Here is a 2,206-nt window from a genome sequence, read left to right as displayed (position 1 = left end):
GCCATGGATGCATATGGCCACACACCCGGCCATATGGCCTATATGCTGGAAAGCGGTGGGCGGCAGTTGGTTTTGACTGCGGATTTGGCCAATCACTACGTCTGGTCATTTGCACGACCCGATTGGGCGTTCAGCTTTGACGTGGACCAAGCTCAAGCTAGTAAATCCCGCCGTCGTGTTCTGGGAATGCTGGCCGCCGACAAAATCCCAATGATCGGGTACCACATGCCATTCCCGGCAGCGGGTTTTGTGGATCATCAAGATGACGGCTTCCGCTATGTTCCGGTGTCCTACCAGTTCATGGGATAACTGTCACACAAGGGCAAAGACGTTTCCATGCGGCTTTGCCCTTGTTTCCTGACCGCTTAAATTCCTTCGAACGGTCGGATTTTGCTGCCATCGGTAAACCGGGATAGGCGGAATTCATGCGGGTCGACCACTGGCGCATTACCTGTTACCAGATCTGCGGTCAATTGCCCCGCTGCCGGTCCGATCCCAAATCCATGCCCCGAATAGCCCGTTGAAACGAACAAACCCGGCAAATCTAGAACCTCAGAAATCACCGGGATCGCATCCGGGGTCACGTCGATCATCCCGGCCCAGCTTTGCACCACTTCGACCCCGTTCAAAACCGGAAACGCCTTGCGCGCCGCCGCCCACCCTGACCGCAGGGTTTTCTGCGATGGTGCGGGATCCAGCACCCGGCAAGTTTCAAAATCCGTCACCTGATCGGGGGTCCAGCGGCGCGCCTGTGCGGCTTCTTCGCGCCATCGTCCGGACAGACGGAACCGCAACGACCGCCATTCAGCCAGAAATGCAGGCAGGAACTGTAAACCCAGCCGGAGGGAATCCGGGACCAAATCGACGATATTTTCCGTTCCCGCGGCCACCGTATACCCGCCATCGGCCCGTTTGCGCAGAGCAAATCCATTGGCCCAGATCGCCGCCTCTGGCCCCTGCACCGGTGCGCTGCGCATCACTGTGTTCAACACCTTGAGCTGTGGCAACTGGATCCCGGCATTTCCACAAAACAACCGAGACCATGCCCCACCGGCAACGACCACAGCAGAACAGGCCACCCGACCACGCTCGGTCACGACGCCGCTCAACTTGCCTCCCTGCACATCCAAAGATCTGACCGCACAATTGGTCATGATTTTGGCCCCTCTGGCCCGCGCGCCTTCGGCAATCGCCGGGGCCGCCCATTGCGGTTCCGCGCGCCCGTCAGCCGGAGTATACAGTGCAGATTGTACGTTCATCTGATGCCCTGGCATCAGCGTATCCATCTCTGTGCCCTGAACCATCCGCGCATCGAGCCCAAAGGGGGTCAGATGCTGGGCCCAATTTCCCAACCATTCTTCCTTGCGGTCGGTGTCGGCTGTAAAAAGGATCCCGGAACGGCTGTATCCGGTATTGCCCCCGATACGCGCGTCCAACCCGTCCCAGATTTGCAATGCCCGGGCCATCAATGGGATTTCACGCGGATCACGGCGCGAAATCCGCACCCAGCCCCAGTTACGTGAACTTTGTTCGCCGGCAATCTGCCCTTTTTCACATAACAGGACGGACAACCCCCGCTCGGCCAGCTCCAAGGCAGTGGACACGCCAATGATACCGCCGCCGATAACAACCACATCGGTGGATTTCGGCAGCGCCAGATCTGATTTGAAAGGGGTTGGCGCAGGTCCCGGCATGGGCGGACTTGACCAAATCCCACAGGCGTCGTCCAGCGCGGTTCACGTCATCTGCACACGCGGTTGCGACTTGCCCCGGAAACGGGACAAATCGGTCACAGATCAGCCGGGATCGCGCCAGAGATTGGCAATTGGGTATCGCCGGTCCAGCCAAAAGGCGCGCGATGTCAGCCGGGCACCCGGTGCCGATTGGAAGCGTTTGTATTCGCTGATGTAAACTAGATGCTCAACCCGTTTGGCCACATCCCGGTCAAAGCCCGCCGCGACGCAATCTGCAATTGAACCGTCCTTGTCCACTAGAATTTCCAGCAGCGCGTCCAGCTCCGGGTAATCTGGCAGGCTGTCGCTGTCCTTCTGGTCCTCGCGCAGTTCGGCACTGGGCGGCTTGTCGATCACATTGGGGCGGATCACTTCGCCTTCAGGCCCCATCATCCAGGGACGATGATGGGCGTTGCGCCAGCGGCAGGTTTCAAACACCCGTGTCTTGTACATGTCCTTGATCGGGTTATAGC

The 2,206-nt window shown here is 59.0% G+C and carries 1 protein-coding gene and 2 pseudogenes; 1 reads left to right on the top strand and 2 read right to left on the bottom strand.

The genetic code is table 11. From position 1 onward, the window contains the following. Positions 1–309, top strand: a pseudogene (locus tag A2I95_RS32815) (MBL fold metallo-hydrolase); the annotation flags it as partial. Between the two features lie 56 nt (positions 310–365). On the opposite strand, the gene A2I95_RS32810 reads toward A2I95_RS32815, so the two are convergent. After that, on the bottom strand, positions 366–1,694 hold the full coding sequence (locus A2I95_RS32810) for an FAD-binding oxidoreductase (protein ID WP_291736568.1): 1,329 nt from the start codon (positions 1,692–1,694) through the stop codon (positions 366–368). 102 nt (positions 1,695–1,796) lie between these two features. Beyond that, positions 1,797–2,206: pseudogene (locus tag A2I95_RS32805) on the bottom strand (NAD+ synthase); the annotation flags it as partial.

It is taken from the genome of Leisingera sp. F5 (genome assembly GCF_001593695.1).
Note: the sequence above shows the minus strand (reverse complement) of the source record. Positions and strands in the feature narration are given on the sequence as shown.